Source organism: Metabacillus sp. KH_069 (genome assembly GCF_057838075.1).
Genome location: NZ_JBYQOB010000002.1, coordinates 129930 through 156106, shown reverse-complemented (window position 1 = coordinate 156106; position 26177 = coordinate 129930). Strand labels below are relative to the sequence as shown.

Here is a 26177-nt window from a genome sequence, read left to right as displayed (position 1 = left end):
AAATTACCTCCTAAACCGCCTAACTATCACTAATTTAACACAGAGGTGATAGTAAGTAAATAATAGAATAAAGTCCATTATTTACTTATTCTTAAAAAAAACTAGCAAAATTAGTGATAGTTACAGAAGTATATGACGCAAAATTGGTGTTTGTAGATACAGAAAAGAAGAAAAGAGAAGGATTTTTATTATTCTAACGCAAAATTAGTGATACTTAATGACTTAGATTTCAATCATTAGCAAAATTAGTGATATTTAAGGCTTAAACTTCATCATTAGCAAAAAAGGTGATAGTTCGTGCAAAATTAGTGATACTTCCTAGCAAAATTAGTGATTGTTATTCGCAAAATTAGTGATGGATAACGCAAAATTAGTGATACTACACGCAAAATTAGTGATTGTTAGCGCAAAATTAGTGATACATAATGCGCCAAAACCATTGATATATTTACGTTTTTCAACACTGAAAACACTAAAACATTAAAACATTAAAAACAAAATATAAAACAAGTATTAAAACAAGTAAACAAGAAGAAGTATTTGTTTGTTATAAATATATTCATAATTTTAAAGATATGAATCAAAAATCCCATTTAAAAAGATAATTTATGCTATAAAGTGAGCTGGACTAACAGTTTAGATACATAATTTTAAAAACGACCCTTTATAGGGAATTGGGTTTATTTCCCTTGGATTACATTGCCAAACAGATGTACGTATAGTAAACTGGAATAAATTTATTATTCTGCTAATCAGATAGATTTGAATACGCAAATATAAAGGAGATCAATTTACCTTTCATTTGCGGTTTATAATTAGCGTTAACCCCACTGTTAAAGGGTTTTTGGCTCCTCTTACTTGCTACATTAGCAGAAGACCTCGCCCATACTACGTAAACATAGCCGAGGTCTTCTGCTACAAGATAAAGTCGGAGCCAATCTAATGTATGAGTGGGATTAGTCGAGAGGCAGTATGGAGTTAGAGAGAAAGTATATGAGGTAGTTTACGGGATAAAGGTCAGGATAAATAGATAGGTTCTAGGAAAAAAGAGTTCAAGATCTGAGAAAGTTCAAGTGAAAAAAAGAGCAAAGAAAAAGAGTTCAAGAAAGTAAGAGGAAAGAGTAAATTCAAATATGTTTTAGGAGAGTATTAATTAAGTATTTTCGTATATTTATTTTTATGTCGAATCATTAAAGATACAAAAGGAGGTGATCAGTGTTCTGGTAAATAAATGGTTAACTTCTTATGTTAGAGTTCTGGTTTTAGTTTATGCTGTCGTTTTATGGCTAACGGTAAAAATCTTACAATTCGGTCTGTATTTATTAACGATGCTATTAGTTTATGCAATAAGTTTCTTTTTTGGTAAACTGCTAAAAGGGAGAGTGGTTCCTATATTTGCTAGAAAAGGATGATGGATTCAATGTTGAAGTATACTTCGTTAAAAGAAAAAGATTTGGAGTATCTTACATTTATTTTGAGAAATGGAATGGTTACAGCCAAGCAGATTCTGCTGAAATTCAGAGAACCTAATATTCACCGGGTTTATCGGCGACTTAGAAAATTAGAGGGAAAAAATTTTGTGAGGCATGAACAAATTGCTCATAAAGTGGGTGTTTACCTAGGTACGACTGATGCCAGGAAATTAACAAACGTTCAAGTGACAGTTCCAACAAAAGCGTCCATTTATACGATGCAGCATGATCTTCTTTTAAACGATTTGGTTCTTTTTTACGAGTTTCAGGCAGAAAAACAGGGTGTTGAATTTAAGTATCGGACAGAAAGAGAAATTCGGCATTCCATGATTGGTGAGGGTGACAATAAAAGCAAATTAAAAATCTACAACGCAAAACGAGACCGAATACCTGATGCTGTTTTCTTTTTCAAAAACGCTGAGGGGAAAGTGACAACAACTTGGGTAGAGCTTGAGCTGAATAAAAAAGAAAGAAAACGTTATGATGAAAAGTTTAAGCTGTTTGAAGAATTTCTTTCAAAAGAACGGCTGGAAGATCAACCTTATTCCTACGATCAGGTTATCTATTTTGCGGATGATGTAAAAATTCATAATGTCATCAATGATGCTAAGCAGCGATTAATTAATGCCAGTAAAATTTCAGTACGGAAAATACCTTCGGTGATTCTAGAAGAACGCTGGGAAGAGGTGATGCCGAGTGGATCCAATGGCGAAACGCCAGGAGCAAACGCAACAGACTGAAACGGACCGGATGATTGGCGACCTTGTTATTTATGGTTTGATAGGAATGATTGGGATTATCTTCTTTCTTCCGGCATTACTCGGAATGCTGATTTTTGCGATTTTCCATCTGTTTAAAAGGGATTGGATTTCTTATTTGGCATTCGGAATAGGATTTTTGATTCTTATATGGCAATTTCAATCAGGAAATCTCCTTACTTATTTTGGATTAATCTCAGAAATGAATATGCCGTATCTATCAACGGGCGCTGATCGTTTCTTGAATGAAGGAGAGGCGATTCCGGTAACCAGTTCTTCTTATGCCGTTCTGGGAGGATTAGCATTACTCTTTTCATTTGGATTCTATATCTTTGCCAAGTTTTTTTGGAAAAAAAGAGTGACCACCAAATCTGATAAGGTGCAAAAAGAAAAGGCCGAGCAGAGATATAAATCGTTTCGCAAAAACAGGGTGAAATATCTTTCAAAAAAGCAGCAGAAATATAGAGAAAAACCTTCAAAAGAAGTTTTTGTCGGATATACCGATTATAAAGAGCGTGTCGCACTTGAATCCAGAGAGTTAAATTATCACATGCTTGCAACAGGTGGTACGGGTACAGGAAAAACCACCTTAATCGCCTCATTAATGGAATCCGCACTGCAGCAAGATAAACCGATTATCTTTGTTGACGGAAAAGGTGAACGAAAGTCGATGCTTGAATTTAAAGCCTTATGCGAAGCATACGGCAAGCGCGTTTACCTATTTTCTGAAATGGATCACCTCACTTATAACCCCATCAAGAATGGAACTCCAACTGAAACAAGAGATAAACTGATGTCGCTCTTTTCCTTTTCAACAGAAGGAGACGGCGCTTATTACACCGATATCGCATCTCGTTTCTTACAGCTGGCAGTCAAACTAATTGATGAAGCCAGAGTTCCGCGAGACATCCAAACAATCGCAAAATTGACCAATGTGAAATATATGAATGAGTTTTTTAAGGAACACAGCATACAGGAAGAAATTGAAGAAGAGATCGAAGTCGAGATTGAGGAAGAGGTCGTTGCCAGACAGTCTTCAGCTTGCCAGGATGACGATTTAAGCCATTTTATTGCTTCAACAGAGCCTAAGACTGAAACGGTCAAGAAAACAGTCTTAGCGAAGCGGAAACGCTCCATAACAAAGCTTCAAGAAGGCATGCAGCGCATAAAGACTATTTTAGACGAGGAATTTCCTGAAGATCTTGTTGAAGGATGCCTTACCCGTCTGAAAATGCAGCTGGGTGAGCTGATGGAATCCGACTTAGGCCATCTGTTTGCAGAAAGCGAGAATGGCATTGACCTCCAAATAATTACGGAACACAATGATGTGGTGATATTCAGTATTTCAGGAAGTCGCTATGCCGATTATATTCGCAAAATTGGGAAAATGATAATCCTGGATGTTAATAGTCTGGTAGCTTACAGACAGACAAAGGGACGCAAATCTATTTTTGGAGTATATGACGAATTTTCTGCTTATGGAGATCGCAGAATCGTGGATATCGTTAATAAATCCCGTTCAGCAGGATTTGAGTGTATTATTTCAACTCAAACGCTCTCTGATATTGATGCTGTTGATCCGATTATGACCGAGCAAATCATCTCGAACTGCAACATTATCGCGACTGGCCGTGTGAATTCCTCAAAGGATGCGGAGAGAATCGCTCAAGTTTTCGGAACCTACTCTGATCGGGAAATCACGCAGCAAATACAAAAGAAATACCCTCATATCCGTTATGAAGCTGATATGGGAACCGTTCGAGATGTGGAACGGTTTAAAGCGAATCCAAGTGACATTAAAAATCTGCAGATAGGTGAAATTTTTATCAATCGAAAGATGGTTGAGGTAGAAGGCAGTGATACGTATTTTAGTCGTGTGTATGTGCGAAACGCACTAGACTTAGGAGGGATTAAATGAGCTTTTTCGGCAAGCTGAAGGGCGGTCTCTTAAAGAATGCAGATCAAGGCAGAAAAAAAGTCTTAAAAGATCAAAGGCGCTTGAAGTCTTCTCGATTTAATGGCCGACTGGCCTTTACCGTCGTGTTTTGGGGAGTATTGGTTGCGGTCATCTTTTTCTCTTTTCAATCATGGGCACGAACAGGGTTTTTGAATGAGAAAGTAAACGGCTATCAAGATCAAGCATCCGCACAAATCGCCAGCCTAAACGAAGTGGGTTTTGCGAATTCCCCAGCTGGTGAAACGTATGCCGGGACCTTCATTGATACGTATATCAATGTATCCAATGATGAAAAAGAACGGGAAGAACGAGCTGAACTCCTTCAAGGCTACTTGGCTGAAGGATTAAAGGTTGGGGAACTAGAGAACCTTACAGAATTTCAAGGGAAACGAGTTTTGAAGAATGCTAGTTTATATGATGTGAAGAATGTGAGCGAAGATGCGGCCAGTTATGTCTACGCAATCGAATATGAGCTTTTCAGCGTCGTAGAGAAAAAAGAACAAGTGGAAGTGAAAAGCAAGACCAAAGATGGAAAAGAAGAGGTTGTGAAAGAGGAAAAAGCCAACATGGTCGATGAATCATTAGGAACAAAAAAGCAAATGATTGTCGTACGGCTGGGGACGGACGGGAATTCATTCAACGTCGTTGAACAGCCTTACTATCAGGCTCTTCCGAGCAATACGCGAATAGCAGCCATCCAAGATCAAACAGATTCATCCAATAAAAATGTAAAAGTGGAAGATGAGATGAAGCAATTTGCTACTCAATTCTTCACCTCGTATACGACGAACTCCGTTGAGGAAATGTCCTATCTCATGGAAAATCCCGAATCATTAAAAGACCTTTATGAGTATAAGGGACTTGAAGACTTTGTGGTTTACGACGGAGAGAAGGAAGGGCAGTACATTGTGAAGACCCTTGTGCTCTTACAGGAGGCGAATACGGGACTGCAAACCAAACACCCGTTTACCCTTGTTGTGAGCAAAGAGAACAATAAATTTTATGTTCAAGAATTCAAACACACTTTAGGAGGATGATTCACATGCCGGATATTACAGGTCTAACGGAGTATTTCTCATCCCAAGTCGCAGCGGTTTTGTTCATTGTCATGATTGTGATGGTGGTTCGAGCGTTCATTTCACAGCGCTGGGGCATGTTTTTCTCAAGCTTCATTTTTGCGGTCGTATGCTATGTGATTGTGTCAAATCCAGGTGAATTTGAAAGCTTGGCAAATGCTCTTTGGAGCCAAGTTAAAAGTGGTGGTTTGAATTGAGGTCAGAAGCATACAGCTATCGCAAATTTTTTAAGTATCCTTTAAAGATTTGGAAGCTTGGGAAAGGCGAGAAATCTCTTGTCTTTTCCAAAGGGATTGAAATCAGGCAAATACTTGTCGCCATCTTGATTTTTGGATTTCTCTTGCTGTTTAGAGAAAGCATCAATCATATTCTCCCTACCACACTGCAACTGGCCTTTTATGCCGTGCTGCCGTGGCTAATTGCCGGAGCCATCTGCAAGAGCCGGCTGGATGGGAAGCGATTGGACCGATTCTTTTTAGGCTACTTCCGGTATCTATTCACAAAACGCTATTCCTACAGCAGCCATAAACCAGTTTACCAGCCACAAATGAAGAAAGCGCAGTCGTATGAGCGATTCCAATAAGGTGGTGTTACCATGATCCAATTTCCGATTCAATCGTTTAAAGACAATGTCATCTACACGCATGAAATGGAAGCTTGGTCATACTATCGCTTACATGAAAACACCGTAGGCGTAAATGAACAAGAAGCCGAAAATCATCTCGTGAACCGGCTTCAAAGGCTGGCGTGGCAACTCGCAGCCTTTGAAGAAATTGATTATAAAATTGTGCCGATTCCTGTAGATATCAATAAGCGGATGGATAGCCTTCAAGCTCAGTATGAAGGCAAATATGCTGAAACGGGTCGTTATTATGCTGAACGTGCAAAAGAGATTTTGAGGGAAGAAGCAAAACATATCGTTGAATACAAATTCTTTGTTGGCGTGAAATTGAAGCGCCGTGAGCTTGATGAAACGATCTTGCGCACGTTTTCTTCATCTTTTAAAAGCATGAACCGTTATTTGCAAAAGCTTGCGGGTTTCGGAGGGCATGAAGTGGATGATTTAACCGTTAGGCTCTTTGAAGAATCAGAAGAAGATGCCTATGCGACACTTACAAATCATTTAGGTGCTTACCGTGTGAAAGAGAAAGAACTGCGCTATCTCATCCGTCATCAGTTTGTTAGAGGGCAGAATCAACCTATTGGTGAGGGAAGTGTTTATCATCTGACAGAAGGGATCCTCGATCCAGGGAAAGCTGGTTATGTGCACATTAAACAATTAGATGATGAATCCTGGTGTGCGTTTCTTCCAGTTTCAGAGTTTCCCATTGATTTAAGTTATAAGGAATGGGCCTATTTCTTTCAGTCCTACCAGTTTCCAGTAGAAGTAAACATGAGGACAATCTATAAGACGAAAAAGGATGATGAAAACCATACCAATACCATTAAAAAGCGTTTTCGTGACCAAGACGCTCAATTAGTCGAAGCAAACGAAGATGACGACAGCTTAATTAATACAGGACGAGAGCTCCTGCATGATTTAGAAAATCAAATCAAAAATCAAGGCAAACCACTCCTTAGAACTCACATCAACTTCGTTGTCTACGGCCAAACAAAAGAAGAAGTCCGAAAAAGAGCCAGAAGGCTCAAAATCGACTTTAAGGATCAGCAAATAGAACTTGTGCAGCCATTAGCCGACCAACTCCTTTTATTCCATCAATCGCTGCCAGCAGCCAAAATTGTCGCTGAGGATTGGGAACAAATCCTGACTCCTGAATCCTTTGGGGAATCCCTTTTCTCTCTCACCCGGAAAATTGGCAATACGGTCGGTTTCTATCTTGGCAAAAACATATCACACGCAGGGGAAAGCGTTGAAAGCTCCCAATCTCTTGTTTTCTATCACCCCTTTCTCGCTCATTTGGGCTTGAAAGGTTCCAGGTATTCTTCCCCGCATGTCACGATTTCAGGACCAACAGGCATGGGGAAATCGTATTTATTAAAAGACATCTTACTGAATGGCGTCTTTTTCGGCGCCAAGGTCCTGATGACGGATCCGAAAAATGAAGTAGAGAAGAAATTCAAACAAGCGCTTACGCCTTAAATGGAGCGTACAGCTCCATTCTTCAAAGATTTAATTGAAAGCTTTAACTATATCACTCTATCGAGTGAAAAGAAGGACGCAGGTAAGCTCGATCCTCTCACGTTTCTTGAGGGGGAAGAGGGACAAGACGCAGCCGTCGGTGTTTTAGAGTATTTATCAGAGCTTCAGTCGAATGAACGGAATGTCAAAACGGCCATTTATAAAGGTGTCCGGCATGTGATTGGGCAGGAAAAGAAGCCAGGTCTTTTAAAAGTTGTTCGCTATTTGCAAGAGTCTGATGATCAGGACGTCCGAAATGTTGGAGACCTACTTTATGAGATTGGGACCAATGGGGTTGCGAAGCTGATGTTTTCAGATGGGAACGTGGAAGGGATCAGCCTACATGAACAAGTCAATATCCTGCAGATTCAAAACTTGAACCTTCCAGATGAAGGCGAAAAAGCTTCTACACGAGATGAGCATATTGCGGTTGCTTTGATGCAGCCGTTGGCGAAATTCGCCACCAAATTCGCTCGGGATGATTCGGTGGTCAAGATGACCATCTTTGAAGAAGCATGGATGCTGATGAATACGGGTGCTGGTGATCGTCTGATCAATGAATTGCTTCGTACAGGCCGTTCCTTACGTTCAGCCGTTTATATCATCACACAGTCCACTTATGAATATAACAAGCCGCAGATTAAAGAGAATATCGGCACGAAGTTTGCCTTCAAAGCAAAGACAACGGAAGAAGCAGGGAACATCATTGAATTTCTTGGCATGGAGGACAACAAAGCGAACCGAGATATGCTGAAGAACCTGACAGAAGGTCAGTGTATCGTGGAAGATATGTACGGTCGTACCGCCAAGATTCAAACGGATGTGTTATTTGATGAATGGATCCAAGCCTTCAACACAAAAGAAAACGATCGTGGAAGAGCAGAAACCGAGGAGGCGTTCATTTGATGAAAAAAGTATTATTCTCATTTATTGCTTTGATTGCACTTTTAGCCGGGTGCAATCAAGGAGCTTCATCTGAAGACATTGCAAAAATTGCATATGGATGGGAAAAGGCAAACTTTGATCGGGATTATGAGAAAGAGCAAGAATTTATTTTTGATAAGGGATCTTATGAAATTCATAAAACAGCTAAGAAAATTGATTCAGGTTTGAAGTATGAGGATATTCGTTTTGAAATTTACTATGACAAAGAATCGAAATACTATTATGTTTTCGCTGATTTTAAGAACCCTAATGGTGATAATTCTGTTAAAGATAATATAGTTCTTCGTCAAAAAGCAGATATGTGGAAAGTAGATACGAGTAAAAGTTTGGATATCGACCGGGAGAATGTCAAAGAGAAGTTTGAACAGGAAGCTTGTATTCATTGCGAATAAGGAGGGATTGGATGAACTTCCTAAAACGGGGCATCAGTTTATGTATCACGTTGATGTTTCTTCTAATGCCAGCAGCGACAATGGCCGAAGATTCTTCCCCGACTGTTCAGAAAAAAGAGGAAACCGTTGGCCGTGTGACACTTGAAAGCAAAGAATATCCTCTTGATCATTACAAAATGGAAGCGAGTATTGGAGATGGATTAAAAGATGCGGCAGATAGTGCCTTACATGCCATTAATCAGGGGATGTGGGGATTTAATAAAACGCTTGCCAGCTTCACCCTTTATTCGACCAATCAACTTATGTCCTTTGATTTAATCAGCAGCATAGCCAGTGAAGCCGGTATCATGAGTGAACGAATCTATGAAATTATGTCTGGTACATTCCTGTCTTTGTTTATCATCTTTGTGGGCGGAGCAGCTGCATGGCGTTATTTTGTCAATCAGCAGGTCGGACATGCGGTCAAAGCCATCATTGGCGCATTGGCGATCATGGTTCTCACCTTTTGGTTCTATTCTGATGCGACAGGAAACATCAAATGGCTTAATGACCGAGGGGCGGAACTCGAAGGTATTGCCAGCTCGGCCAATGTTCTGGTTAGCTCTGACGAATTTGACAGCAACGCAGCGTATGACCCAAATGAAGGTATTGCCGTTTTAGAAAATCAATTGTTTAACTTAATGGTCAAACGGCCGTATTTACTTTTAAATTATGGATCAACAAAAGAATCAGAGATTGTAAAAGATGATCCAAATAGAGTAGATAATTTATTAAACATTAAACCCTATTCAGAAGAGGGAAAGGAACAAAGAAAAAGGATTGTAAATGATGAAGTATCTAACTTTGATAATAAACAAATGTCACCGGAGTTTAGTGGAGAACGGTTTGGCTATCTCATCATCACAATCATTTCAACGATTGCTCTATCCATTCCTGTTTTGTTATTAGGAATCTTTAAGTTCTTGCTTCAAGTATGGTTTTTGGCATTAGTCATTTTCACAGCCATTCCACTTGTCCTTTCTCTTATCCCAGCTTACAGCGAAAGCGCATTGAATCATGGGAAAAAGCTTGTGGGCGTGCTGCTGATGAAAGCAGGCCTTGTCCTCTTAATTGCGGTTATTACAGGACTGGTCACTCTTCTTTATGAATCCGTTAAAGTTACGAATGGCGTAGAAGGGTATGCCTTTGTGGTTTTCCTGATCTGTATCACCATATGGGGCTTGTTCAAATATCGTTCGGAAATATTTGAGGTTGCGTCAGCAGGTATGATTCAAGGTCAGCAAGTGGTTGAGAGAGCGACAACAACCTCATTTGACAGAATGAGTGACGCAGGTGAAAAAGGGTTTAAAGGTGCTAAACGAATGGTTGGTCAAGCCTACAGAAGCCACAAAAATAAAAAGCGTCAAGAAGAATTTCAGTCAGGTGAAGGCGGAGCAAGACGAAAAACGTCTACAAATGGTGCGGTAGCTAGTGGTGAACGATCCCAACACCGAAAAGCAGTCGGAGATAATCCTCAAAAGCAGGGAGCAAGAACCAATCAAGAACAACAAGCAAATGGAAACGGTCCAAAAAACTCAGCTGCAGCACTCTCAGCAGGAACAGCCATCACCCGATCAGCTTCACGAGACGCGCGATCAGCTGTGGTGAACCTTGATGATTACAAAAGTGGTAAAGGTGAAGGGACTGGAAAAGGGAACCCAGCAAGCAAAGCTGCTCGAAATACTCATTCGAACGGACCTGTTTCGGAAGCGCGCAACCCTGGTTCAACGAAACAGTCACAAGGTCAAAAAAAAGAAGAGGTCAAACCTTCTACTCAACGAACATCAGGAACAAGTCCTCATCAACCTTCCCAGCATCGGAAACCGTCAGTGCGAATGGAAAGTCACCATGAGGCAGCAGCTTCAAGAGAATCAGACAAACACATTACTCAATGGGAAGCTGACCAGCAGATCAAAAAAAGAAATGCAAATCCATCTCCTGAAACGGTCAAGAGATCAGAAAGCAGGCAACCAAAAGCAAAGGAATCCAAACGAAGAAAATGATGTTGGAGAAAAGCATTCTGACGCAATTTTATATTGGTTTAGTGAACAATCCCTTGGTTGTTGCGTCCGAACGGCTTTTGGAAAGGAGATTTTATGCAAGGCGTGTTGAAGAAAGGTGCAAAAGTTGCTGGCACCATTGCCGTTCTTAAAAACCCTCTTACATGGATCATTGCAGGTATCCTTCTTCTTCTCACATCTATATTCGGAATCGCATTATTTGTTTCTATCAGCTTGGGTGGTGAGAATCAATTTGAATCTGGACTATCAGGAGAAGGAGCCGGAGGCACAGCGAAAGTGTCTGCTGAAGTCCTCAGGTATGAGCCCCTCATACACAAATATGCAGAGGAAAACGGGATCGGTGAATACGTGGGGCTTATTATGGCTCTTATTCAACAAGAATCAGGTGGGAGGCATTTAGACGTTATGCAATCTTCTGAATCAATCGGACTTTCACCTGGGGCGATTACGGACCCTGAATACTCCATTCAAATTGGTGTGAAATACTTTGCGGACGTGATGAAACAAGCTAAAGGTGATGTTAACTTAGCTTTGCAGTCATATAACTTTGGCAATGGATTTATTGGATTCGCATTAGAGCGTGGAGGCTATTCGAAAGAAGTAGCGATTCAGTTTAGCTCTATGATGGCATCTAAAATGGGTTGGTCCCGATACGGTGACACGGATTATGTTGAACATGTTCTTCGTTACTATGAGGGAGGAGATGGCGGTAAGGTCGTCGCACGAGATGGATCTCAAACATTTGATGTGGAAGAAGTTCACAACATCATGAAACCTTTTCTTGGCCGCCCATATGTATGGGGTGGCAGAACACCAGCTGCAGGAGGCTTTGATTGTTCAGGGTTGCTTGAGTACGCCTTTGCACAAGTTGGGGTCGACATGTACGGAACAGCTCAATCTCAATATGACAAAACCGTTCCTGTTCCTGAAGATCAAATTAAACCAGGAGATCTAGTCTTTTTCTCTACCTACAAGCCAGGAGCTTCACATGTTGGTATGTATGTGGGGGACGGTCAATTTATCAATGCGAATGGCAGCAACGGCACGTCTTACTCGTCCGTTCAAGAATGGAAAAGCTTATATCCATTCTTAGGATTTAGAAGGGTTCAGTAATGGAGGTGAAATCATGGAACCAAACCAAAAGAAAAATTACATCCTCTTAATGGGCGGATTTATTGCAGCGGTAATTATCATCATGTATGTCTTTAGCTTGCGATCACAGCTGCAGGAAGTAAGAGGAAATCAGAGTAATTATGAAGCACAGATACAATCGTTATCCTCTGTTCAACAAACCGAAGCTCTAAATACAAACCGTGAGTTCCTTGAAGCCTTTTTCACCTACGAAACCACAGCTGAACGCTATAAAAAAATAGAACCCCTCATGACCGATCAAGGATTTAAAGCAACCCATCCTTCAGGAACGAAACCACCGGATTCAGAAGAGTCGGTAAAGTCGTCTATGGTAGGGTTGAAACCCTTTGAGTATCAGTTATCGAAAACGGAAGCTGAGTTCTTTAATGAGTTTAAGCTCTCGACAAAGTATAATAATGTGTCCAGCACGGAAACGGTGATAGTCAAAACGTCCTTGATCTATGTGAAAGGGCAGGGATGGAAGATTGATGATGTGGAGTTTGTTGGTGAACTAACAGGAAGATCTATCTAACGCTTTTGGGTGATATGAAGATATTCTTTTAAAATAATTCAAATGAGGTGTAACTATGGAGCTTCCTTTTACTCCTACAAATAATCCCCGAAAATTCAATTTGAATGAAGTGGATATCGAGTGGTTTGATGACTTTTTTCAATCAAAAGATTTTGCAGAAGCTTTAGCTATTGTATGGGGGTTTGGCTCTCATTTGACTGATTCGTTTGTCATTCGTAATGCGGATCGTATTGTGGTAGAACGGTTTTCTCAGCTAGTAAGAAAAACACGACCTTTACACCCTTATGAATGCAAGGATAAAGCAAAACCTTATACACAGTGGGTATGTGGTATGCATCATTTACATCCTTTTGTTCTAAAAATTAAAAGTATGGGATGGGTAGGGAGTAACAATGAAGATAAACCATATCCAAAAGGGAGTTTTGATGAAGAAGTGTTCGTTAAAATGTACATTAAGTTGCATCATTCATTAGATACATCCTACAGTACTGCTAAAAAATATACCCGTCCACGTCTTAGGATCCATGGAACAGCAGATGTATTAAGTCATATAAGTCATTTTCTTTTTGAACAATTGAACGTAGGAGAAAAGAAGGTTCAAAATCATATACAAACTACCCGAACAAAAACGCTTCAATATACGTCAAAACTAGAAATTCCTCAGATCTTAAATTACGTAAAAGCAGAAGAGTCAATAAAGAAATTTAAATCTTTGAAACTAGGATATTAATTTTGTACTTATAGCTGAGTTTAACAAATATGCAATAAATAAAATAAAATGCGTTACATACTTATGAAGGGGTTTGGAAATTATCAAAGTTATTTATAAAATTACTTATCCAAATGGAAAAATATATATAGGTAAAGATTTAACAGACAGTATCAATTATTTCGGAAGTGCAAGTGATAAGTTGATTGGTCAATTATTTCACAAGAGAAGAACGAAGAGATTTCACCATTCGAAAGGAAATACTCTGGGAAAGTGAAAGTGCTACAGTTTAAGAGGTTAATGCCAAAGAGATAGAGTTTATTAGGGAGTACAATTCAAATGATCCCTTTGTTGGATATAATCAATTCCCAAAATTAAAAATCAGCAATATCAGATAAGAAAAAGCTATTTTTAGTGACGATCATATTTGAATATTTTACAGGAGTCTATATTCTTTTATAGAAATTAGTAAAAAACAACTTTAATGGGGGAAATTTATGTTTGATGAAAGAGCAGCAATAAAAATGAGATTAGAACAGATTCAAGATTTGGAAATAAGGATTATTCAGGAATTCCAAAAGGAAAGAAGTCAAATTTTGAATAGAATAAGAGAGTTGGACGAGGAGACAGACACCACCCCAGAAACAATAAAATCAGAAGCAATCTACAAAAACACTTCTAAAAAAGGGGAAAATAAACGCGGACATTCTACCCTTACGAAAGAAGCGATCAAGGTATTAAAAGATCATTCTGCTGCGATTAGTGGGAAGGAAATAGCGACCACTGTTGAGCAGAAAACAGGTAAAAGCGTTGGGAATGTTACTCAATTTATGAATCGGGTCATGACGATTGATTCCAATGTGAAAAAACCATATAGGGGTCAGTATATTTATGAAGGACAATCTTTACCATCTAATGAAAATAATTCAGTACCACAAACGTTAACATGATTTTTTTATTTAGATTTGATTTAAAGGATGATGGAATCGATTTTGTTCTTAACGAAGGTCTAGCTGCACAATAACTGTTTTTTTGTTAATAAGGGGTATGGCCAGGAACTGCGGATTTACAACGATAAGCATTTTGATACAAGTCTTATGAGACATTATAAATCCTACCTTAGAGGTACTTTGAATATGTCTCAATAGACTGTACCTTTCTGAAACAAAAAAAAAACTCTAGATTATTAACTGGAGGGGCAATCTTATTTTAATCAAGCATTCGCATAAATTTGATTATTTTCTTCTTTTCTATACAATTAATAAATTCTTGTACTTCTTTATAAAGTTCAATACTTGATTGTAAAACATCCAAATAATCATTAACCGTTGCTTCTACATAATTTTCTTTCTTTTTATCACTTTTTTCATTTATAATCCACTCAAAACTTATCGCAAATTCTCCATCATCTTGAAAACTTGCAGTTACAGATTCAATTAAGTCTTTACTACCCTTAAAGTATCTTTTATCCTTCTTAGTCTCTAAGGATTGAATTGTCTTTTCAAACCCCACCATAATTTTTTGTAATCTTTCTTTCGGTGTATTTAAAAAATATTCTTTAAGATTATTTTTAAACTCTTCCTCTTGAACGTTTCTATAACTTTCGAAAAGTAGAGGTACGTCTAATGTATAGAAAAAATCTGCATATCTTCGTTCATCTGTTTTCAATTCCTCAAACCCGTGTATATCTCTAAGGATCATCATATTAATGTAAAGTAATCGATATGAATCAGCTCGAAGGTCCGCATAAATTTCAAAGGTTTTCTTTTTTTCGATAAACTGTTGCATGAAATAAAATACGATAGCTGCTGCTGTACCGATGGATAGGTTTGTTAAAATGAAAAATAGTGTGGCAACCACTTTATAAACAATACTTCCATAAGTAAATGCTTCCGGAAGTTCCCCAAGATAAGTCCAAACCTGACCTAATATCATGATTAATATACATATTGCAAAAGCTAGGCCGAAATCAATTTTGTATCTCATATTTCCCTCTCATAATATTAAATTTTTTACCACATTATAGCATAAGAATGTTTAAGCTTTTTATTTTTGTTTTGGGAATTTTATGAATAATGATACTTAGCAGTATTAGAAATTGAAACAAAAACCATGAAAATGAAGGTGAATCTTATGAAAAGTACAGGCATAGTCAGGAAAGTAGATGAATTAGTCGTTGACAGGGGTGTTTATTTGGCTCTCTAGCGCAACGTATTAGTCTTGACAATAGTCCTCGCATCATTAAATGCTACAATCAGTTCATCTCTTGAAGGCAACTAAAACGCCTTTGATAAAACCCATTTAGCCATTTTGAATTAATATTTTAAAAGGACTTTTTCAGTTTCCCTGAAAATTAGCTGATTCTTTTTACATAATGAACATTATGTATTGAGTTTGTAAAAAAGAGGGAAATTTCTTATTTTGTTGAAGTGTAGAGATGAAAGGGGATTTGCTGATGGTTAGAAATATGGATTTGATAAGAGAAATACTTATTCAGATTGAAGCTAAATCAACGGATGTATTAGGGACAATTGATATTGAAATCGAAGGTCAAGAACATCAAACAATCGTATATCACTTAAAACTACTTGTTGAAGCAGGGTTAATTGATGCTATAGATGTGAGTTCGTTTGATGGCGCCGAATTTCTTGTGAGAAGGCTCACTTGGAAGGGGCATGAATTTTTAGATTCAGTCAGAGATGATAACGTATGGGGTGAAGTAAAAACAGTTGTTAAAGAAAAGGGATCAGGTATACCGTTTGAAGTTTTAAAGGATCTTGCCGTACAAATAACATCAAAAATGTTTTTAGGTTGAAAAGGAGTGTTGGTAAATGAATAAAGAAAAACTAAGATACACAATTCTTCAGAAAATATCTAATGGTAATACACCATTAACTGACAATGACTTTCCTATGGTTACTCCAGAGGAATTTGATGATGCCGTTAGGTTTTTAACAAGGGAAAACTTCTTAAAAGGGATTCTCTATGCTGATGATCGACCACATATCCTCAAGACAGGACCGGTCCTAACGGAAAAAGGCGAAAAGTATCTTTTAGGAAAATAGGCTGTTTTCTAAAGTTTGTATCTTCCTCTCCTGTTACAAAAGTTGTAAAATGAATAAGGGTCGATAGGGGAGGAAATATGAGCGAAAATAAAAATCAGGTTAAAACACCACCAGTTTCAGCACCGAAGAAAGTCGGACAAGATCCTGGATTAAAAAAGAGAACACAGACTGTCTTAAATGATCTACGTCTCATAGTAGAACAAATGGACGAAAAGAGAGGGTCAATATTCTTAGATTGGCTGCAGACGCAAAATCAATATCTTTTGTGGGAAACCAAGTTTGATTCGACAAGGTTAAAGAAATACAAACGTGGTGATATTGTTTTCGCGCACTTTGGATTTAATGTAGGTGCTGAATACGGAGGCTTACATTACGCTGTCGTTGTGAAGAAAGACGGCAAAAGTAATCCAATGATAAATGTAATTCCTCTTTCATCTTTAAAAGAGGGACAAACAGAAAGCGATTTACATTCCGAAGAGCTATATTTAGGAAAAATCCCTGGTTTAAATGACAAAGAATCGTTTGCTATAACTAATCAAATGAGGCCTATAAGTAAGATAAGAATCTTCAATCCTAAGAAAGCCAGCGAACCAGCGTTCAAATTAACCGATGAACAAATGGACATTATTGATGAAAGAGTAATGAAAATGTATACCAATATTAAAATAGATCAACAAAATACTTAATCCAGTAAGATTTTGTTCTTGCTTTTTAAATCAGCTTATAATACAATCATATTCATCGGCAACTTCGTATAATATTGTTATAAGAGACAATAATAATAATGCCCTTTTAAGCAGAGATGCTTAATATGCGGCCACAAAAAATTTGCAACTTACCATGACATCATGGTTAAAAGGAAAAGTCACTCTTCGGGGTGGCTTTTTACGTTGTCTCGTGAATTACATAAGCTAAGTATTGTATAGCAGTTATTTGCATTATAGGTCGTGTTTATGGAGTAAAACTATTTTAATGTTGAAAAAGTGTGTTTTTGAGGTGAATTAGATTTTCGTACCACTTATTTGCTATTGTTATCAATAACGATGGTTTTTGGAGGTGTCGGAACGAGGCCTGAAATTGGCCTTTTTTTTATCTTTATCAATGTCAAAACTTATTTCAAAATCTAAATCCTAAATACGTACTTTTTTGATAAAATTAAAGCAAAGCTTTTTATTGAGGGGTGGATTATTTATGAAAATAGGTTATGCACGTGTTAGTACTGCAGATCAGTCATTGGACCTGCAGCTGGATGCATTGAAGGAGTTTGGCTGTGAAGAGATTTTTCAAGAAAAACAGTCAGGAGAAAAAGATGACCGAAAGGAACTTGAACTAGCGCTTCGAAATTTAAGAGCAGGAGATACACTTGTAGTCTATAAATTGGATCGCTTGGCCAGATCTACTAAACGATTGATTGATATTTCCGATCTCCTTAAAGAAAAGAAAGTTGAATTTATCAGTATCCAAGATAATCTGGACACTGGAACAGCAGCTGGGAAGGCTATGTTCGGAATGCTGTCTGTACTAGCTGAATTTGAAAGAGATATTATTCGTGAAAGAACGATGGCTGGATTACAATCAGCAAGAGCTAGGGGCCGAAAGGGAGGGAGACCAAAAGTTAATGAGAAGAAGTTAAATCATGCTTTAGCCCTTTATAAATCTAAATCCATGTCCATTCGGGAAATTGAGGAGGCTACTGGTGTTTCAGGATCTACCTTATATAGAGCTATTAATAATGATAAAACTAAACTAGTTTAGATGTCCATAGAAGAATTAGTTGCTTAAATGGGTGAAGCAATGTCGTATTAGATTTTACCTGATAGGTATTGCTCCTCTTTGTTTTTCAATAGTTGGGTCAGATTACAATATATCCGAAGATATTAGTACCCTTGGTATGAAAACATTTAGAGATGTCCATGAATCGAAAGGCAAATAACAATAATAAGAGGATTTTATTAAAATGATACTTTTGAAGGAGAAAATCACTTTTTGTCGAATTTTACAAGGCAAAAGGAGTGGGAATAATGACATTTAAAAGTATAACAATTAAAGGATTTGAATTTAGCACACCAAAGTTTGCTGGGGATAAACAGTTCGAGCATGTTTATGATTTCGAACTTATCGATACACTATTTAATACTATTATTAAATTGGATAAATCAAAAAGAAAATATAATAATGACACTGTCAGTATTAATCTAGGTGAATTTAAACAATCAAACGATGCAAACATAGTAGAAGGCTATTTTATTACAGCTAGACATGGTAAAAGGCAGACGCAAATTGATATTAATACCCAGGATGAAGTTGGAGTAATTGAAAAACACCATGGTGTAGAAAATGTAGTCTTTTTTATGATTGATCGTAGAACAGGGCTTTTGTTAGTTCAAGAAGATTTCAACAAGGTATTTTCAAGAAAATTACTTCATACGTTCTTATACTACCATAAGGATTTAATCTATCCATATATTGAGGAGTACAATAAATTAAACAAAGCACAGCCCTTGGTAATACATAAAAGGTCTTGCTATCGCTTAATAAATTTAAAACCAATAAATTTTCTAGAAAAATTAAAGGAATTTCAAAAGATTAAATCAGCTACGCTTACATTGGATAGTACGACTGAAAAAGGCAAAATTGATGTTAGTAAAAGGTTAGACCAAGAATTAGAGGATAATGGGATAGATGAATATGATATGGAGATAAAAATTAAAAATAAAACAGGAAAATCAATGGTGAGAATATTCGAGAAATATTTTGAATCAATTATTGAGCAACAAAAGTATGATTCGTATTCAATTGAAGGTGTTTTGGAAAACGGTAAACAAAAGAAGATTAGTCCTGACACTATTACAAGGGATTTTTATATTTCTGTTGATCATAATAGTAATGGTGAACCATCAATGCAAGGGATTTTTAACGAAATGGAAAAGATTATATCTAAAAATAATCCCCTAGCTGGGAAAAAACCTACACCCAAATCCATCTCGGTAGGTGAGAATAGTGATGTTCAGAATGCCATTCAAAAGAAAGTATCAGAAACCAACAAGGATAAAACAGGAGAACAAAGAACCTCGTAATTCACTTCTTGTGTGGCAATTTTATTTAAGTGGCTTTAATAAACATAGATTACTCAATGAGATATTAATGCCATTATCAATATCCATAGTTGCAATCTTTATAATTTGGCTTTCTAATTTATCGATAACTGATGGATTAATAAAAATTAAAGAAATTAATACACAAATTGCTCCAATGGTAGCTATTCAAACCGGTTTTAATATGACCTGTTTAACCTTAATTGCAAATTTTAATAAAGACAAAAGTATTTTTACAAAGGTGCCAGAGAATGAAAAGGACTTTGTTTTAAAACAATTGATATCTTCGTTTGTATACTGTGTTTTTATTCAGACCGGTATACTAATGTTTGGTGTCATTTACAATATTGTGCTAGAGGGAATACTAAATTTTAAATACTTGAATAATATGTATCATTTAATAAAAGAAATTATTTTCTTTGCGTTTTTCATTGTTCTGTTATCACTAATATTACACACATTCACTGTATTCCTTAGAAACGTTATGTTAATTTATAAATTTATATTAGTTTCCACCAAAAGTAGTAAATAGCATCCAATTAAATGGGTGCTTATCTAACCCCTTTGATTTAATGTTTAAAGCCTAATTTTATTAATGGCCTAAAACAGATTAAATACAAAAAAGAGAGCTTAGAAAACTCTCTTTTGGGAAATTTATAAATTAAATGCGGCTTGTTTCTCTGCAGGTGAAATCTCTTCAAATGTAATTTTTTGCTTACCTCTTAGGTTTTCCAGCTGAAGTTTAGGTGCCGGCATAACATATTCGTATGCGATTCCTGCAAATGACTTAAGAATGGCTTCAAATACAATTTGAGCTCCCAGTGGAGGGACAGCCATTCCAATTTGTCGCCGTACAGCTTCTTTGCTTCCAACAAACTCAAAATGATCCGGGAATGTTTGGAGGCGTGCCCGTTCACGATTAGTCAAAGCTCTTAGTTCATCCCAGTGATACATATGAGTACCGCCGCCGCCACTGCCTGTTACCGTGTATGCTGGCTTTGACGGATCCAAACGTTTGTAGATAGAGCTCATTCTTGCACCTTTGACTTTTAGCTGAAGATGCTCTGGAATTCCTGGGTACCATGCATTGCTGCCTGGCGGAATATAGCTGAGCATTTCCTTAACCTTTGCCGTGTGTCTTGGAAGTTCGTTGTTTGGTGCATCTTCGGGAATCGGCGGAGTTGTGATTGCTTCACGTGACGTTTTATATTCAGTAGAAGCAAATGTTGTTGGTGCCGGTACTCTAAATTCAATACCCTGTTCGGAGAGATCGTTTCTAATCCCTACAATAATAATACGATGTCGCGCTTGCGGCACTCCGTATTCTTGAAATTTGTACAAATGAGGGGTTAATTTATATCCGCATTCTTCTAGTTCAGTCAAAATCTGAATGAAAGCTTGTCCTTCGTTTGCACTTTGAAGACCGCCTACATTTTCTGCTACGAAGAATTTTGGCTGATAGTCTTTTAGCACTTTCACACCATATGAATACAGAGGTCCATATTTACCGTCTAATCCGTGCTTTTCTCCCACCTGACTGTAATCGTTGCAGGGGAAGCCAAAAGCGAAACAGTCTATCTCTCCAAGAATGGATTTATCCCCAATTGGCAAGTCTTCTACCGGCCCGCAGTGTACGGACGGGTCATCAGGATTTCCGCAGATGTTTAGTCTATATGTGGCGCATGCCGTAGAATCGTAATCATTTGACCAGAGGTGCTCGATGCCCCATTCTTCACCAGTATCGGGATGAATGAATTTTGCACTTTTTGCGGCTAAGCTTAAACCGCCCGGTCCGTTAAAAAGTTCCCCTTTTTTAAAAATCATACTGAACATCTCTCCTTTGCAGTATTTTATTAAATCGAAAGTATGTTCTGGCATACTGCTATGCAACTAATTGTACACTTTTATTCAGAAAAAAGCAGCCCATTTGCTCAATAAAAATAACTTTATAGACTGTGCAATAAAATTAAGGAAGATTATTGGTTAAAAGGACGCTGCAAGTCCTCATTGAAAGGGAAAAGGTGAAGAAAGGGAGGGGGTTCTGTGGGAGAGAAAATAACGAAAGAGCAGCGTAAAAGGAATATGCAGGCTATTCGTTCTCAGTCAAAGCTTGAGAATCACGTTTCGAGAGAGCTTTGGAGAAGAGGTCTGAGGTTTAGAAAAAACGATAAATCCTTGCTTGGCAAGCCAGATATATCAATAAAAAAATATAAGACAGTTATTTTTATAGATTCTTGTTTCTGGCATGCCTGCAATATTCATGGAAACAGGCCAAAAAGCAATCAGGATTACTGGGACCAAAAGCTGGCGAGAAATAAAAGCCGGGATCAAGAGGTTAATGAGTATTACATAAGAGCGAATTGGCATATCAAAAGAGTTTGGGAACATGAAATAAAAGAGGATTTTAACGAGGTTATCCATGAACTGATTAATTTTATTGATGCTGCTAAAAAAGGAGACAGCTGATGCAGATGTCTCCTTGGAATTCCGATTAGAATCCAGAATAAGAATGATTATTGAACCATTTCGGATACGTTGCTGTAGCCTTTGTTCGTAAAACAGGAGATAAATGCCTGTTTTCTCTGATCCAGTGTTAACTCGTTATCCAAACAATAATCGAGAAATCCTAATAAGGCGTTAGCTGAAATAATGGCTCCCTTTGGGTTTAATCCAGAAATTATGGAATTGGCTTTTGTGTTAATCTTGTCTAAATTTCGTTCACCGCCCCAGTCGCTTGCTGTAACGTATCCATAGTAGCCAACGGATTTCCCACTATATCCATTGTAGTTTGGAATGTACTCCGATCCCATATGAGAGGCGAGATTCGCAGATAATGCGAACTTTTTTCTATAGTTTTTAGCATCTATAATACAGATTGTTTCATCATCGACATGCAACAAAATCTCAATCTCCGTGCGAACATCTTTTATTAAAGGTTTTGGTCTCAAGTCGACTTCAAATCCAATGGCCTCTAAAATTTTTGCGGTTTTTTCTTCAAATATTAAATCATTCTCTTCAAACAAGTAAGATTCAACAAAATCTTCATTTAGTGAGGTGTAGCGATATTCTTTAAGTGCTGATGCAAACTTTTCAGCGTCACTTTGTGAAAGTTCTTGTTGCAATATTCCTATTATCTGTTCTGTAGAGAGTTCTTGAAGTGATGGATAGGAAGCTAAGAGGCCGTGGACCTTCTTTATGACTTTCTTCTGATTGGATGCGGGACCTATTGCTCCAAAGGCACTTGCTTTGTAGCTGTCCACATCAAGCCCTGCATTTTCTGAAAAACGCTCAAGTGAAATCAAATAGCGTTTGTTAAAGGGATAGCGTGCTTCCAATTCAGATAATTCACTAGTTGTCGACTGGTGCTTTTCAGACGGTACTCTTAGAAAATGCCCTCTAACATATTCTGCAAGTCCTGTATAATCACAGAGCATCATGAAGGTATGGGCAACATCTCCGTGTGCAGATGAAAAATCTCGTGCCCCATTATCCGACCGTTCCCGATGATCGAAAAGCGTTGCAATATCCTTCTTCATTTCAGTTTTTTGATCGTCAGATGCATTCCTGTACGATACAATTCTTTCTGTGACTGCACTTAATTCAGTATCTCTTTGCGCTGTCAGGGCAAAAAAAGTGATTTCTTCCTTAGTTATAAAATAATTGAGCTCCTTCTGGTTGACGAGTTTTATTAGAAAGCGAGCAGGGCGTATTTGAAAGCCTTCTTCAAACTTTGGACGGAAACCACTTTCTAAGAAGTACGCATTTGGGATCTGAAGCGTAAGGATTTGTTTTGATGTATTTTCACGGATTTTTTTCCCTGCCAATAAGGAAGAGCCAACTTTTGTAAGAGATAGCTTACCGGAAGATGTCGTATATACATATCCAAACGTCCGAAGCATCGCTGCCCAGGTTCTTCCACCTGAACCGTCCGCACTGATACTGTCCCTTTTGAGTTCTTCAGCAGCCAAAACTTCTTCATAGCGCTTGTGCGCTATTCTGTTTCTTGACCAGGTTTCAGCAAAATTATTAGTTGATATTTGAAGAGCGCGAAGTGCATCAACATGAAATCTCGGGTCCCGTTCAGGACGTGTAATAAACCATACTTTTCTTTCAGGCATTTTTATAGTTCCCCCACATGGATTATTTGGAAAGCAAGGCTTGAAGCTCAATATATTGCAGTTTTTCTTCATCAGACAGCTTTTTTTTCTCATTCAGGGAACCCCAGTCTGCCATTAGGTCACTGAAAAGTTCTTTTTCTGATAAAACAAAGCAGGTAAGCGAAGCGTTTTCTTCATCTGCAAGACTATTTAAGATACGGGTAATTTTTATAACTTTTTCGTCAAAAAGATCAGTAAGTTGATATTGTGCAAGGCTAGCTTCTTTACTGATAACTGCAAGGACTTTTGACAATGAAGACAACTTTATATCTTCATTGTTGTTGTATGCGTCATTAAGCCAGTTTCCTGTCCTGCCTGTTTGAGAACTGATTTCTTGATGCGAAAGTCCCGTTGTGGAAATTATTTCATTAATATTAATCATGAGCTGGTAAAGAAGAGCTTTACGCAATAATCTTTGAAGTGAAGAAATTTCGATGGAGATCATCCTTTCTGGTAAATTTGACCTGTATTCAGTATAAAATAAAACACGAACCACCAAATCATCTTTAAAGGTGATTTGGTGGTTTTATAATATTTTTTAAAATATACTGACAGAAATAAGATTTTTAACAAAATCTAAAGTGAGAATATATCCAGTTGATCGGTTCAATTAAAATCAATTTATTATTAGCCAGCACAATGTTTAAAATGCTATTTGTGGCGCCGCAAGGGTCTGCTCATAGGGCCTAACCCAGCAAAAAACGCTGGCTAATGCTCTATGGCATCTCGCTTTCCTCTAAAATCCAAGCGAACAACACTATGTAAGCCCTCATCGCCAAAACCGTGCGACGAAGCCACATCCTGTTTGTTCCATTGGATGTCTTAACGAGTAAACGACTCTAAAATTATAAACCACTAGAGCTATAAGGTAGGCATCCTAGCGGTTGCCATTATGATAGTTTCCCTTTTGCCTTGCGAAGCGTACAATTAAACAATCCGACTAAACTTCCAGCCGGCAGGACACCCTACCCTTTCCGCCTGCAAGCAAAGTCGGATAGTCATCTGTTCAAGGGGCAAAAAAACTTTTTGGTGTAACGCTACGCACATCCAAAAACTTTTTTGTGCTAATCCCTTGACCACCTGCCTATGTTTATTGTCCGTTCTACTTGCAAAAAGGGAAAAATCATCCCCTTTAGGGGAAGTAATCGCTCGAAAGTCAAAAGGGAAAAAATCCATAAACCGTTTCAAATAAAATCATTAATAGAGGAGAGATTTCAATGATTATTAAAAAAATGTATTTAATCCACAATTGGTTCTATGAAAAGAAAGAACTTGTTCCCCCAGAACATTATGACGGAAAAGATGAGTTAACGGAACGATTTGTTCTGCTTCATGAGGATGTACAAGACATTAGTGCTTACGAAGTGCCATATGTAGCTAAAACACTAAAAGAAGCTAAAGAGGAACTTGAATATAGTGCAGACTGAAAAGCTAAGAAATGAAAAATGATTACTTCTCATCTTTGAAAAGCTGAACAGCTGGAAAAATAGCTGTTCAGTATACGAATGGTAAAAAAACTGAAGTTTTTTATTTATGAAAGCATGCATCGAGCCTGCTCTAAGTGCTTTAAACCCTTAAAATTCTAAGACAAGAACACCAAAGAAATTAATGGATCAAACGATTCTTGCAAATCATTTTTATTAAATAAAACTATTTCAATTTGACATCCACAATATCAAAGAAGTTCAGCCTTATCTCAGCATCTAACTCATCTTGAATCATCACTTTCTTTGCATACCGATCAATCTTTGTAACCGTTCCAATCCTCGAAGTGAAGTACCCTTTTTTCCATGTGATGATTTCTAGTAAAATCTTATTTTGTAAGCTATCCGATAGAAGTCGTTCTAAGTCTTCTATCTGTCCCTCGTCTAATTGTGGTCTAGCCGTTCGATGATAATCCTCATCCATATCCCAGAGCATCTTTACATGCTCCGTCATAAAGAAACCTTGCCACTTTTTGTTTTTACCTCGGTCTCTTAACATAGGATCATCTCCACCTTTCAATTTAACCATTATACAAACATACGTTCTGATAATCAAGGTGCTTTAAGGGAGCGCGCCTTATATATGTACAGCCTTTAGGCTGATTTTTCTTCTTCAAAATTTAAATAGTAGACAGGTGTAATCATTATGAATGGTCCCCCTCTTTGTTTCCTTAGTAATAAAAATCACAAAAAACCATTTAAAACGATAAAAAGGGCTTTTTCTGATCATTTTCATCTCGGAAAAGGGGCATATCTCTAGAGGATATCCTGGTTATTGATCGATAAATCTTCTGGAAAAACATATTTTGCTGATTTTCCCTTTCCTCACGATTAAGCTATCTTTTAAGTGAAAAGAAGAAAACGTTTGAGCTGTTCGAAGTAGAAATGGGTAATTCTTGTCTGAAGCCAAGAATCGGGTCGTTCGCTTCGCTTTCCTCCTAATTTATTAAAGGTTCGGATTGGTTAGGGCATCGAACCCCATCAATCCGGTGATATCTACGCGGAGCGTATGACATCACACGCTCTTATTGTCCTTTTCAATTCTTGACGAATCTAAAAGATCCAAGAGCTATTTTTTCTCTTACCGTTTGTGAGGTTAATCGCTACCGGTCATCGAGCCCTTCGCGATTAGGCGTTATCAGATCTTCGATCTGATGAAACGCCACGCACAGGCCATAGGGGGCCTTCTTTGTTCTCTCAATTG

The 26177-nt window shown here is 37.8% G+C and carries 24 protein-coding genes and 2 pseudogenes; 21 read left to right on the top strand and 5 right to left on the bottom strand.

Features of this window, described 5'->3' with window-relative positions; translation table 11 throughout:
* Nucleotides 1–1420: 1420 nt before the first annotated feature.
* The 13 genes and pseudogenes from AC3ISE_RS22940 to AC3ISE_RS22880 all read left to right on the top strand — a co-directional run bounded on the left by AC3ISE_RS22940 (nucleotide 1421) and on the right by AC3ISE_RS22880 (nucleotide 14122).
* A complete protein-coding gene (locus AC3ISE_RS22940; RefSeq protein WP_489224480.1) occupies nucleotides 1421–2212 on the top strand; it encodes a hypothetical protein in 792 nt (263 codons plus the stop codon).
* On the top strand, nucleotides 2178–4148 hold the full coding sequence (locus tag AC3ISE_RS22935) for a type IV secretion system DNA-binding domain-containing protein (RefSeq protein ID WP_489224550.1): 1971 nt from the start codon (nucleotides 2178–2180) through the stop codon (nucleotides 4146–4148). The genes AC3ISE_RS22940 and AC3ISE_RS22935 overlap by 35 nt, the downstream gene beginning before the upstream one ends.
* Nucleotides 4145–5224, top strand: a complete 1080-nt coding sequence (locus AC3ISE_RS22930) for a conjugal transfer protein (protein WP_489224479.1) — start codon at nucleotides 4145–4147, stop codon at nucleotides 5222–5224. The genes AC3ISE_RS22935 and AC3ISE_RS22930 overlap by 4 nt, the downstream gene beginning before the upstream one ends.
* 5 nt (nucleotides 5225–5229) lie before the next feature.
* Complete coding sequence (locus AC3ISE_RS22925; protein ID WP_489224478.1) at nucleotides 5230–5460, top strand: TcpD family membrane protein; 231 nt, start codon at nucleotides 5230–5232, stop codon at nucleotides 5458–5460.
* Nucleotides 5457–5846, top strand: coding sequence for a TcpE family conjugal transfer membrane protein (locus AC3ISE_RS22920; RefSeq protein ID WP_489224477.1), 390 nt, complete (start codon nucleotides 5457–5459; stop codon nucleotides 5844–5846). The genes AC3ISE_RS22925 and AC3ISE_RS22920 overlap by 4 nt, the downstream gene beginning before the upstream one ends.
* A gap of 12 nt (nucleotides 5847–5858) precedes the next feature.
* A pseudogene (locus AC3ISE_RS22915) lies at nucleotides 5859–8309 on the top strand (ATP-binding protein).
* The gene (locus AC3ISE_RS22910) at nucleotides 8309–8740 is read left to right on the top strand and encodes a hypothetical protein (RefSeq protein ID WP_489224476.1); all 432 of its coding nucleotides are present in this window, start codon (nucleotides 8309–8311) and stop codon (nucleotides 8738–8740) included. Before AC3ISE_RS22915 ends, AC3ISE_RS22910 begins: the two are co-directional and overlap by 1 nt.
* An 11-nt stretch (nucleotides 8741–8751) precedes the next feature.
* Nucleotides 8752–10782 carry a CD3337/EF1877 family mobilome membrane protein gene (locus AC3ISE_RS22905; protein ID WP_489224475.1) on the top strand — a complete coding sequence of 677 codons (2031 nt, stop codon included), beginning with the start codon at nucleotides 8752–8754 and terminating at the stop codon, nucleotides 10780–10782.
* 93 nt (nucleotides 10783–10875) lie between these two features.
* Nucleotides 10876–11913, top strand: a complete 1038-nt coding sequence (locus AC3ISE_RS22900; protein WP_489224474.1) for a bifunctional lytic transglycosylase/C40 family peptidase — start codon at nucleotides 10876–10878, stop codon at nucleotides 11911–11913.
* Nucleotides 11914–11926: 13 nt separating this feature from the next.
* Nucleotides 11927–12463, top strand: a complete 537-nt coding sequence (locus tag AC3ISE_RS22895; RefSeq protein ID WP_489224473.1) for a hypothetical protein — start codon at nucleotides 11927–11929, stop codon at nucleotides 12461–12463.
* A 55-nt stretch (nucleotides 12464–12518) separates the two neighbouring features.
* Nucleotides 12519–13193: a hypothetical protein gene (locus AC3ISE_RS22890; protein ID WP_489224472.1), complete on the top strand. Its 675-nt coding sequence runs from the start codon at nucleotides 12519–12521 to the stop codon at nucleotides 13191–13193.
* 82 nt (nucleotides 13194–13275) lie between these two features.
* Nucleotides 13276–13570 (top strand): annotated as a pseudogene (locus AC3ISE_RS22885) (GIY-YIG nuclease family protein).
* Between the two features lie 99 nt (nucleotides 13571–13669).
* Nucleotides 13670–14122 (top strand): Rok-like winged helix domain-containing protein, encoded by a 453-nt coding sequence (locus AC3ISE_RS22880; RefSeq protein WP_489224471.1) that lies wholly within the window; start codon nucleotides 13670–13672, stop codon nucleotides 14120–14122.
* 259 nt (nucleotides 14123–14381) lie between these two features.
* Here AC3ISE_RS22880 and AC3ISE_RS22875 read toward each other — a convergent pair whose 3' ends face one another.
* Complete coding sequence (locus AC3ISE_RS22875; RefSeq protein ID WP_489224470.1) at nucleotides 14382–15158, bottom strand: hypothetical protein; 777 nt, start codon at nucleotides 15156–15158, stop codon at nucleotides 14382–14384.
* A gap of 469 nt (nucleotides 15159–15627) precedes the next feature.
* Between AC3ISE_RS22875 and AC3ISE_RS22870 the strand changes: the two genes are divergently transcribed.
* From AC3ISE_RS22870 to AC3ISE_RS22845, 6 genes are all read left to right on the top strand, one after another.
* Nucleotides 15628–15987, top strand: a complete 360-nt coding sequence (locus tag AC3ISE_RS22870) for a DUF2513 domain-containing protein (protein ID WP_489224469.1) — start codon at nucleotides 15628–15630, stop codon at nucleotides 15985–15987.
* 16 nt (nucleotides 15988–16003) lie between these two features.
* Nucleotides 16004–16237: a YjcQ family protein gene (locus tag AC3ISE_RS22865; RefSeq protein WP_489224468.1), complete on the top strand. Its 234-nt coding sequence runs from the start codon at nucleotides 16004–16006 to the stop codon at nucleotides 16235–16237.
* 77 nt (nucleotides 16238–16314) lie between these two features.
* A complete protein-coding gene (locus tag AC3ISE_RS22860) occupies nucleotides 16315–16923 on the top strand; it encodes a type II toxin-antitoxin system PemK/MazF family toxin (RefSeq protein WP_489224467.1) in 609 nt (202 codons plus the stop codon).
* Nucleotides 16924–17428: 505 nt separating this feature from the next.
* A complete protein-coding gene (locus AC3ISE_RS22855) occupies nucleotides 17429–17992 on the top strand; it encodes a recombinase family protein (protein WP_489224466.1) in 564 nt (187 codons plus the stop codon).
* A 266-nt stretch (nucleotides 17993–18258) separates the two neighbouring features.
* Nucleotides 18259–19314 carry a hypothetical protein gene (locus AC3ISE_RS22850; protein WP_489224465.1) on the top strand — a complete coding sequence of 352 codons (1056 nt, stop codon included), beginning with the start codon at nucleotides 18259–18261 and terminating at the stop codon, nucleotides 19312–19314.
* The gene (locus AC3ISE_RS22845; RefSeq protein ID WP_489224551.1) at nucleotides 19241–19864 is read left to right on the top strand and encodes a hypothetical protein; all 624 of its coding nucleotides are present in this window, start codon (nucleotides 19241–19243) and stop codon (nucleotides 19862–19864) included. The genes AC3ISE_RS22850 and AC3ISE_RS22845 overlap by 74 nt, the downstream gene beginning before the upstream one ends.
* Nucleotides 19865–19986: 122 nt before the next feature.
* Here the strand turns inward: AC3ISE_RS22845 and AC3ISE_RS22840 are convergent, their stop codons facing one another.
* Nucleotides 19987–21156, bottom strand: a complete 1170-nt coding sequence (locus AC3ISE_RS22840) for a DNA cytosine methyltransferase (protein ID WP_489224464.1) — start codon at nucleotides 21154–21156, stop codon at nucleotides 19987–19989.
* Nucleotides 21157–21375: 219 nt separating this feature from the next.
* On the opposite strand from AC3ISE_RS22840, the gene AC3ISE_RS22835 reads away from it, so the two are divergent.
* Nucleotides 21376–21798 carry a very short patch repair endonuclease gene (locus AC3ISE_RS22835; protein ID WP_489224463.1) on the top strand — a complete coding sequence of 141 codons (423 nt, stop codon included), beginning with the start codon at nucleotides 21376–21378 and terminating at the stop codon, nucleotides 21796–21798.
* Between the two features lie 47 nt (nucleotides 21799–21845).
* Here the strand turns inward: AC3ISE_RS22835 and AC3ISE_RS22830 are convergent, their stop codons facing one another.
* Nucleotides 21846–23450: an AlwI family type II restriction endonuclease gene (locus tag AC3ISE_RS22830; RefSeq protein WP_489224462.1), complete on the bottom strand. Its 1605-nt coding sequence runs from the start codon at nucleotides 23448–23450 to the stop codon at nucleotides 21846–21848.
* A gap of 22 nt (nucleotides 23451–23472) precedes the next feature.
* Nucleotides 23473–23985 (bottom strand): hypothetical protein, encoded by a 513-nt coding sequence (locus AC3ISE_RS22825; protein WP_489224461.1) that lies wholly within the window; start codon nucleotides 23983–23985, stop codon nucleotides 23473–23475.
* 721 nt (nucleotides 23986–24706) lie between these two features.
* On the opposite strand from AC3ISE_RS22825, the gene AC3ISE_RS22820 reads away from it, so the two are divergent.
* Nucleotides 24707–24916, top strand: coding sequence for a hypothetical protein (locus AC3ISE_RS22820; protein ID WP_489224460.1), 210 nt, complete (start codon nucleotides 24707–24709; stop codon nucleotides 24914–24916).
* Nucleotides 24917–25139: 223 nt separating this feature from the next.
* Here the strand turns inward: AC3ISE_RS22820 and AC3ISE_RS22815 are convergent, their stop codons facing one another.
* A complete protein-coding gene (locus tag AC3ISE_RS22815) occupies nucleotides 25140–25472 on the bottom strand; it encodes a YolD-like family protein (protein WP_489224459.1) in 333 nt (110 codons plus the stop codon).
* Between the last annotated feature and the right edge of the window lie 705 nt (nucleotides 25473–26177).

Bases quoted from the DNA above. Each gene is read 5' to 3' on its own strand.
- AC3ISE_RS22815 (WP_489224459.1), bottom strand. From the start codon at position 25,472: ATGTTAAGAGACCGAGGTAAAAACAAAAAGTGGCAAGGTTTCTTTATG.
- AC3ISE_RS22850 (WP_489224465.1), top strand. From the start codon at position 18,259: ATGACATTTAAAAGTATAACAATTAAAGGATTTGAATTTAGCACACCA.
- AC3ISE_RS22895 (WP_489224473.1), top strand. From the start codon at position 11,927: ATGGAACCAAACCAAAAGAAAAATTACATCCTCTTAATGGGCGGATTT.
- AC3ISE_RS22935 (WP_489224550.1), top strand. From the start codon at position 2,178: ATGGCGAAACGCCAGGAGCAAACGCAACAGACTGAAACGGACCGGATG.
- AC3ISE_RS22870 (WP_489224469.1), top strand. From the start codon at position 15,628: ATGGTTAGAAATATGGATTTGATAAGAGAAATACTTATTCAGATTGAA.
- AC3ISE_RS22845 (WP_489224551.1), top strand. From the start codon at position 19,241: ATGTTCAGAATGCCATTCAAAAGAAAGTATCAGAAACCAACAAGGATA.
- AC3ISE_RS22905 (WP_489224475.1), top strand. From the start codon at position 8,752: ATGAACTTCCTAAAACGGGGCATCAGTTTATGTATCACGTTGATGTTT.
- AC3ISE_RS22910 (WP_489224476.1), top strand. From the start codon at position 8,309: ATGAAAAAAGTATTATTCTCATTTATTGCTTTGATTGCACTTTTAGCC.
- AC3ISE_RS22930 (WP_489224479.1), top strand. From the start codon at position 4,145: ATGAGCTTTTTCGGCAAGCTGAAGGGCGGTCTCTTAAAGAATGCAGAT.
- AC3ISE_RS22840 (WP_489224464.1), bottom strand. From the start codon at position 21,156: ATGATTTTTAAAAAAGGGGAACTTTTTAACGGACCGGGCGGTTTAAGC.
- AC3ISE_RS22900 (WP_489224474.1), top strand. From the start codon at position 10,876: ATGCAAGGCGTGTTGAAGAAAGGTGCAAAAGTTGCTGGCACCATTGCC.
- AC3ISE_RS22880 (WP_489224471.1), top strand. From the start codon at position 13,670: ATGTTTGATGAAAGAGCAGCAATAAAAATGAGATTAGAACAGATTCAA.
- AC3ISE_RS22890 (WP_489224472.1), top strand. From the start codon at position 12,519: ATGGAGCTTCCTTTTACTCCTACAAATAATCCCCGAAAATTCAATTTG.
- AC3ISE_RS22925 (WP_489224478.1), top strand. From the start codon at position 5,230: ATGCCGGATATTACAGGTCTAACGGAGTATTTCTCATCCCAAGTCGCA.
- AC3ISE_RS22860 (WP_489224467.1), top strand. From the start codon at position 16,315: ATGAGCGAAAATAAAAATCAGGTTAAAACACCACCAGTTTCAGCACCG.
- AC3ISE_RS22820 (WP_489224460.1), top strand. From the start codon at position 24,707: ATGATTATTAAAAAAATGTATTTAATCCACAATTGGTTCTATGAAAAG.
- AC3ISE_RS22865 (WP_489224468.1), top strand. From the start codon at position 16,004: ATGAATAAAGAAAAACTAAGATACACAATTCTTCAGAAAATATCTAAT.
- AC3ISE_RS22830 (WP_489224462.1), bottom strand. From the start codon at position 23,450: ATGCCTGAAAGAAAAGTATGGTTTATTACACGTCCTGAACGGGACCCG.
- AC3ISE_RS22875 (WP_489224470.1), bottom strand. From the start codon at position 15,158: ATGAGATACAAAATTGATTTCGGCCTAGCTTTTGCAATATGTATATTA.
- AC3ISE_RS22855 (WP_489224466.1), top strand. From the start codon at position 17,429: ATGAAAATAGGTTATGCACGTGTTAGTACTGCAGATCAGTCATTGGAC.
- AC3ISE_RS22940 (WP_489224480.1), top strand. From the start codon at position 1,421: ATGTTGAAGTATACTTCGTTAAAAGAAAAAGATTTGGAGTATCTTACA.